The following is a 6,991-nucleotide window of genomic DNA, read 5'->3' on the forward strand; positions in this document are numbered from 1 at the left end:
AGGAAAGGCGCTTTAAATTAATAGATATTGATTAGTTAGCTAACGTAGCCAAATTTAAGGATGGTATGAGAAGGGTTCAATACGGTTAATCGACATTCAAGCTGCTTGTTTCCCCACGAACGCAGGGGATCACTGCAATAAGTTAAACCGCAATGGGCATAATTGATGGTGGTTTCTGGTGCGGTAATCAGCCAGGTGAAAGGCCACTCGTCACCGTTTAAAGCATCACCACACACGGACATCCCGGCACAGGCTTGCCGATATTGGGTTATTGCGATGGTGTAACCTAATGCCTCAGCAACACGGATAAAATAAGCAACAGACTGACCACCAATGCCAAACAATTTCGACACCACTGCCCGCTGACGCTGGATAATGCTGTCAATCTCACCTATCGCACATAAATCAGGTAAACCAAGCGTCGCTTCCCATTCAGGCAGCATTGCCGTTGCTGTAGAGGGAAAAGCCGCATCAAGCAGATCACGGGCATCCTCATCACTGCGTTGGAAGGATCGAGCTAGTGCGCGTAACGTACTGGCTTGAACACCGTTAAGTTGCCGTGGCCAAACCAACCCGCCCGGCATCAGTGCTTGAAGCGCTGCGGTATATTCATTCACAGAATAACGGCTCATGGATAGGTCACCGTGCCCCGGACAGGTAATTTACCGGTTTCAAGCTGAATGTTCGTCGTCGGAGAGTCGAGAATAAAACCACTGGTCCCTGTCACATCGCCGATGGCCAGCAGCAGTGACGACAGCAGAATTTTACCGCCCGGCTCACCCTCAGTAAAAAACACCTCATCAATAGCCGTATTTATTGCCGTGGTAGTTTCACTGGATGCCGCAGGAATGCCACTGATAACAAAATTCACGGGCGCGGCAACCGGCGCACAAACATAGATGATGGCGATAATGGGCTGTAAGGGATAGATATGATCTGCAACTCGACCCTGATCGCCGGTCGCTTTCACCGCCCCCCATTCTTCAAGCTGAGATACGCCGTCAGTCCCAACAGGAAAGCCGCCAGAATCATTGCCATCGCACATGATATAAATACCAACCGTACCAACCCCCTGTAAGCGGCGTTTAACCCAGCATCGAGTAATACCTGGTACTGACAATGCCCAGCCGCGATAATCAGTATCGTTACCGCCTTGAGGGGTGTTTTGATAGGCCAGCAACATACGGGAACGAAAAGCATCTTCTGACTCAATATCAGCGCCGCCAGATATCTTAACTGTTGCGGTGGCCACTGACAGGACACCATCAATTGCAACGTCGAGTGTAAGAGACGTTCCGGCATCCGCATTCCCCGCAATACCGCCGCCAGTAGTGTCATCTAATACACTGGGGAGTACAGCAGTGATTGAACCGGTGGCTGTACCACTAGCCCCCAGAGTTACCTCATGATCGAGGCGATATTGATAACCATCGGCCCGATTTAAAAGGCTCCCAGCGGTAATCACACGACCTGTAGTGCCACTAAATTCGATGGCAGGAGAAGTTGCAGGGTTGGCGGGTTTGCGGAAAACATCTTTCAACGCGGCCCACGCGCCAAGATATTCGTCAGTGGCATTATAAGGCGTGGATTGCAGCGCGATATAATCCAGATAACCATAATGTAAATGCGCCATTCCGGCATCAGCATCACTGATCACACCGATATTGGAGAAGCGCAATAAATTACCGCCCGTCTTGAGTTCTGATTGAATATAAGACAGGTTGCGCTGGCGCAGTTCGCTTAATGTGGGGCGATTAAATGGCATGTATTAGGTCTCCCATACCCATGAGAATTTAACTGAAGCCTGTGCTTTAGCCGGTTGTTGATAGCTGATGATCAGATTCAGTCGGTTGGGATACATTATCTGAGCATTGGCGCTTATTGCGGTCACTACACCGTCATCAAGTAACCAAGCTACGGCTTCATTGGCGTAGTCCTCAGCCTTTAACGCGACTTTAGTCGTGAGTTTTTCGCGGCGAAGCAACCACAAACGAGAGCCTATCGAATACTCTGAGCCGGTATCACCCCACCACCCGCGCCGATCGTCGCCGTCGATAGCGTCATCAGAACGGGCCAACCGGTCCGTGAACAGGCTAATTAAAATGGCAGTCTCTAAATCATCACCCTCCAGCAACCCACCGCTGCCGGTTTGCCAGTCGCCCAGCAATTTGTCCGGTTCCCAGACTGTTTTGATATCTGTTGTCATTCAACCACCTTGCCCGTCACTTCACTGGTTAATGTCGAGCTACCACCCTGAACATTTTTAAGTTGGTGATTGTGGGTGTTATAGGCTTCGCGCAGGGTTTTCAGTGTGGTGCTATTGCTGTCCGCGTTATCGACAATATTGCCGCTGACTTCCAGTAGTGGGGTATTTAGCCGCACTTTATCCGAAGCATTAATCGTCACCTCCGTGGCATTATTGACCGTGACCGGCTGACCATTGGCCTCAATAACAATGCCAGTTTCAGTTAACTTGACGTATTGCCCCCATTGCGAGTAAATCACCGTTTCACCCGTATTGAGTCCGGTATGACGAAAAGACTGATGATTTGAACCAATAATGACTGCACTTGACCTGTCCCCACCTAAAAAACCAATAACCACATCAGTATTGGCGGGAAGTCCCGATGAAAAACCGAACTCAGCCAGCCTCGGGGTATCACTACGAACTTCTAAAGGGGTTTGATATTGGACGGTCTGAACGGTGCCACCATCATTGCTGCCCGTCACCCGCCCTACCCCGATCATCATTTTTATTTGCCGGTATAACTTGGCGAGTTGCCCTGAGTCGCTCATTACTGGTTTAACTCCATAAGATTTGAATAAAACTGATAAGGTTGGACGGTAAAGGCTTCGGGGGGCATCAGGACCATTTGCGCGGCGGTGCCGTGATCGTCTTTGAGGTAAGTCACCTCCGATAGCAGCCAGAGTTCATCCTTTAAACCAAAAACAGGTAAATCAATGGGGATCAGCGTGTTAGGTTCCCACAGTTTTCCGTCTTTATCCCGCCAGCTATCGACCGTCACCAACAGCTCTTTAGAGCGTCCATAACGGCGGTTCATTTCCCAATCAATACATTGCTGAGCCAGTTTTAGGGCTTTCATGGTACTTTCAACAATGATAATGCGGTTTCGATAGCGCATTTGGGCTGCTTCGGGATCGCGACTGCGAGCTAACGTAACTGAACCGTATCCCGCATCCTGAACCTGCTCCTGAAGTTGACTAACAGACATCGAAACGCCGATATAGTCAGAAAATCGTTGGTCCATTCCCGAGTTATACGCGGCGTCTTCAATATTGATGCCCTGCGCTACCCCGCTGGCTGCTTTTCGCGTACCCACCCGAGTTAGATATAAACTGCCATCGGGTAGATCGTAATACAGCAATGCCGCCCAGCGCGTGATACGGTCAATAATTTCCTGAGAGGACTCCCCCCAGTTCAATGTAAATTGGGGAACAATATCGAGGTCGGTAACATCACTGGACACCGTAATGCCGTAGGGCATCGCTAACCGTTGAGCTATCTGTAGCGCTGTCGATTGGCTGATCACATTGTTTGGCCACTCTGCGGAGCAATCAACCAAGTCCTGGCACTTACTCCGTCCCGTCGCCCTCACTTCGCGGCGATTACGACTGATCATCGGTGCCCAGCGGTCTATGTAGCCTGTGAGAACAACATCATCCCCCAAATTAACGACACAGGCGTCTCCCGGGTTAACCCACTGTTGATTGTCACTCCCCGGATAAAGGTCCATCAATGACAGGCTGAAATCGCTAGGTAACCGCTCTATGCTGCGCGTGACCCGTATATTATCCCAACCGGAAATCAGCTTATTGCCAATGCGTAGTGTCAAATCATCACTCATGAGTTCAGCGCCTTAAATCGGACAGGCATAAATGCCGGGTGAACGGGGTTAGCCATTTTCACCAACGCGTCACCCCGCTGTGCATCCTGATATAGCCGATTGGCAAGATTAAGCGCGGGTAGTGATCGGTTAAAATTGACGGTCTCAACACGAGACAGGTTCGCGCCGGTCTGCTGTAACAGCGTGACGATTGAACCGCGCAAGTCGTTTAGTGCCTGGTATACCTCGTCATTACCCCTGTCAGCCGCAGAAAGCGCCGCACTGTCTACCACATCACAGACCCGCGTCAATATATCGACCGCATCGTCGTAGCTTTCAGGTTGATATTGCGAAGCAGCAAACACCATCGCACCGGCGCACAACACAATAATAAGTTGGTAGCTGGCGGCTGCGGTATTGCTGTCACTGGGATTGGGTCGAAAAGTATTGTCATTAACTTCCGTTAATTCTTGCATCATACGGATTAAGTCAAGGGTACTGGCTCCGCTGGCCAATATGGCATTCACGACCGCAAGAGCAGCATTGGCATGCCCTTCAACTGTAGCGGCTGTTCGTAATGCCTCCGTGGCCTTGTTGACTGACTCCCGCCCCTCAACTGATACCGCCATTCTTTGTGCCACCAGCGCGGATAGATTGGCCGTGTCATTTTGTGTACTAATGGATGCAGTCGCACCCGACACGCTGCCGCCAACCGTGCCGTGGTTGTAGCGGCCATAACGATCCCGGCCTAATGTAGAGCGGAGCATATTCCCAAGGTTTGTTGCCTCGCTGGTCGTTGAATTCACCATATTGACCCAGAATGCAGCCGTACTTTTCAGCGTTCTGATGGTTTGAGTGACAGAGCGGATCTCGCCTTTTACCGTGGCGATAAATGTCGCAACGGATTTGGACGCCAAACCAAACCATGACGACTGAATAGACGAAACGGCATCTGCTGAACTGGTAACAGAGAACACCCGTAAACCTGACTCAATGATGGTCAACGTAAATTCAAAAACCCGCCCTGACTCAGCCCCTTCATTCAGACGAAGACCACTTTCAGGAATACTGACCGTCATTTCACCCAGCGTTGGGTGTACTAATGTTCCCGCATCCGGCATTTCACAGGCAGCAATCAGTGAATCACGCTGGGTCATGACGTCAGGCGCGTTATAAAGGCCACTACTCTGAATAAGAAAACCACGGATAGTCAGGCGGCGAGTAGCACGGCCTAAATCCTCAATCCACGCAGTATCTCGATAAGGGTACTCATGAATGGCCTGGCGACGACCAAAAACACCCTCAGCAGTTAATACAGCAAAAGGAACACCACGAAAAGATGCGGGATGCAGGTGTTCAGACCATTGCCAACTATCACCACCAGTACCTAATAAATCAGAAAGTGTATTGCTGATCAGTGACATTTACGCCCCCTGAAAATAAAAAAACCCGCCAGAAGCGAGGTTGATGGTTGTACTTTATTACGCCGGGTAACTCATTGATGTTGATATTTTCGCCCCCTTTGGCGCAGTTATTTTCTGACGCTCCCCTGTTTTATCAGTGATCAGCGTAATTTCAATTTCTGACTTATCTCCACCAATACCTTGGGTGATATCATTAATGTCTTTCCCACTTTGCTGGGATGAGTTAATGGATATTGGCGGTGATGCGTTGATATCAGAGGTACTGGTATTTAACTCGCCTGGTTGGGGATGAATGGCAGGCAAGCCCGGCATTATTTTTTGTAGGTAATTGCGAGTTTCGGCAGGAGCTTGCTCTAGCCCATATTTTTTAACGTTATTCTGTCCCCAGTTATAAGAAGCAACGGCCTTATTGACATCCCCATCAAACATTTTAAGCAAGTCAGAAAGATACTTGGCTGCGGCTTCGCTGGATTTATTGAAGTCCATTCGGTCATCCATCGAGTTTAAGCCATAATCTCTACCGGTTGGCGGCATAAACTGAAATGGACCCTGTGCCCCTGCGGGTGATAGTAGATTTTTACCTCGGTTAGATTCATTCAGGTAAACCCGATCAAGTAGGGTTGAAGGAAGGTTATACTGTGACTCTAACTGTTTTAGTCTCGCTTGCTGCTGATCTTCGCCGGGGAGTATGTAGGGGGATTTAACGGGAGCGACGTTTTTTTGTTTTTCTATCTCAAGCCGTTTCTTTTCCTGCGTCTCCCAGTCCGCACCGTACTGATCATTTAATTTTTGGGTAAAATCCTTATCTGGATATCCAAACGTTAAATAGGCTTTCTCTTTAAACGATAATGTCTCTTTGAATTTATCGTCTACTCGCGCCCGATGAAGAATATCTTTCTGTTTATCACCATGTGCAAACGAGTTTTCATCATCGTTCTCGCGCATCTTCATATCATGAAGCTGAGTTGCAGCACTTCCTTTGACCATATTTTCATCAGGTAAAAGTTTTTGGGCTGCCCATATTTTTCCTTTGGTCATCAACCCATCAAGCGCGGCGCTGGCCTCCTTTAACTGAGCATTCAATTCAACCAGTTGTGCATTAATTTTTGGGTCAACCGTTAAGCCAAAACTATCCGATTTAGCCAGTAATTCTTTGTACCTGACACCTTCCCGCATTAATACCAACATAGGAGCATCAAACCCTAAGGCATCAGCCAAAGTCTTTTGAGTTTGGGGCGAAAGTTTAGGGAATATTTTGGCAACATTGTCCAGCGTTTTATAGACATCTGCCGTGCCATCTTTGAGGCGTTCAATGACAATGCCGTTCCGAGCCAATAACTCCTGTGTCACATCGTTACGTGCCCACAAAGTGTCATTAAACGTCTTGTATAGCCCTTCAACAGACTGGCGAGCAGTGTCGCTATCTACCCCCAAAATCTGCATTGCACCGCTAACACGGCTAAAATTATCAACTGACATACCGGCATTTTTAGCCGCCACATCAAGCGAATAGGCCGAATCAGCAGCCGCACTTAACCCCTGAGCGGCTTTGACGCCAATATAACCAACAGCGCCAAGCGCACCAAACCTGAGTACCTTGCTGCCAATCTCACCAACCATTTTTAGCGGGGGCACCATATCACCGACAAACTGCACACCTTCACGCGCAAACTGCCCCATTCCCTTTAGACGAGCATTGAGGTCGTCAATACCTTCAACTGA

The 6,991-nt window shown here is 49.0% G+C and carries 7 protein-coding genes; all 7 read right to left on the reverse strand.

Translation table 11 applies throughout. The features are described from left to right. Positions 1–35: 35 nt before the first annotated feature. Positions 36–632, reverse strand: a complete 597-nt coding sequence (locus V2A85_RS20830) for a YmfQ family protein (RefSeq protein WP_420072247.1) — start codon at positions 630–632, stop codon at positions 36–38. Continuing rightward, on the reverse strand, positions 629–1,765 hold the full coding sequence (locus tag V2A85_RS20835) for a baseplate J/gp47 family protein (protein WP_420072248.1): 1,137 nt from the start codon (positions 1,763–1,765) through the stop codon (positions 629–631). Before V2A85_RS20835 ends, V2A85_RS20830 begins: the two co-directional genes overlap by 4 nt. A 3-nt stretch (positions 1,766–1,768) precedes the next feature. After that, positions 1,769–2,206: a phage GP46 family protein gene (locus V2A85_RS20840; RefSeq protein ID WP_420072249.1), complete on the reverse strand. Its 438-nt coding sequence runs from the start codon at positions 2,204–2,206 to the stop codon at positions 1,769–1,771. Next, positions 2,203–2,796, reverse strand: coding sequence for a phage baseplate assembly protein domain-containing protein (locus V2A85_RS20845; protein WP_420072250.1), 594 nt, complete (start codon positions 2,794–2,796; stop codon positions 2,203–2,205). The genes V2A85_RS20840 and V2A85_RS20845 overlap by 4 nt, the downstream gene beginning before the upstream one ends. Beyond that, a complete protein-coding gene (locus V2A85_RS20850; RefSeq protein ID WP_420072251.1) occupies positions 2,796–3,866 on the reverse strand; it encodes a phage baseplate assembly protein in 1,071 nt (356 codons plus the stop codon). The genes V2A85_RS20845 and V2A85_RS20850 overlap by 1 nt, the downstream gene beginning before the upstream one ends. Beyond that, complete coding sequence (locus V2A85_RS20855; protein WP_420072252.1) at positions 3,863–5,269, reverse strand: DNA circularization protein; 1,407 nt, start codon at positions 5,267–5,269, stop codon at positions 3,863–3,865. The genes V2A85_RS20850 and V2A85_RS20855 overlap by 4 nt, the downstream gene beginning before the upstream one ends. Before the next feature lie 57 nt (positions 5,270–5,326). Beyond that, positions 5,327–6,991 (reverse strand): transglycosylase SLT domain-containing protein (locus V2A85_RS20860; RefSeq protein WP_420072253.1); only part of this gene is annotated, 1,665 nt, incomplete at its 5' end.

The organism is Yersinia sp. 1252 StPb PI (assembly GCF_048593885.1).
In the GTDB taxonomy this organism is placed as follows: Bacteria; Pseudomonadota; Gammaproteobacteria; order Enterobacterales; family Enterobacteriaceae; genus Yersinia; species Yersinia enterocolitica_E.

Excerpts from the sequence above, each read along its gene's own strand:
- V2A85_RS20830 (WP_420072247.1), bottom strand. The coding sequence starts at position 632 with ATGAGCCGTTATTCTGTGAATGAATATACCGCAGCGCTTCAAGCACTG.
- V2A85_RS20835 (WP_420072248.1), bottom strand. The coding sequence starts at position 1,765 with ATGCCATTTAATCGCCCCACATTAAGCGAACTGCGCCAGCGCAACCTG.
- V2A85_RS20840 (WP_420072249.1), bottom strand. The coding sequence starts at position 2,206 with ATGACAACAGATATCAAAACAGTCTGGGAACCGGACAAATTGCTGGGC.
- V2A85_RS20845 (WP_420072250.1), bottom strand. The coding sequence starts at position 2,796 with ATGAGCGACTCAGGGCAACTCGCCAAGTTATACCGGCAAATAAAAATG.
- V2A85_RS20850 (WP_420072251.1), bottom strand. The coding sequence starts at position 3,866 with ATGAGTGATGATTTGACACTACGCATTGGCAATAAGCTGATTTCCGGT.
- V2A85_RS20855 (WP_420072252.1), bottom strand. The coding sequence starts at position 5,269 with ATGTCACTGATCAGCAATACACTTTCTGATTTATTAGGTACTGGTGGT.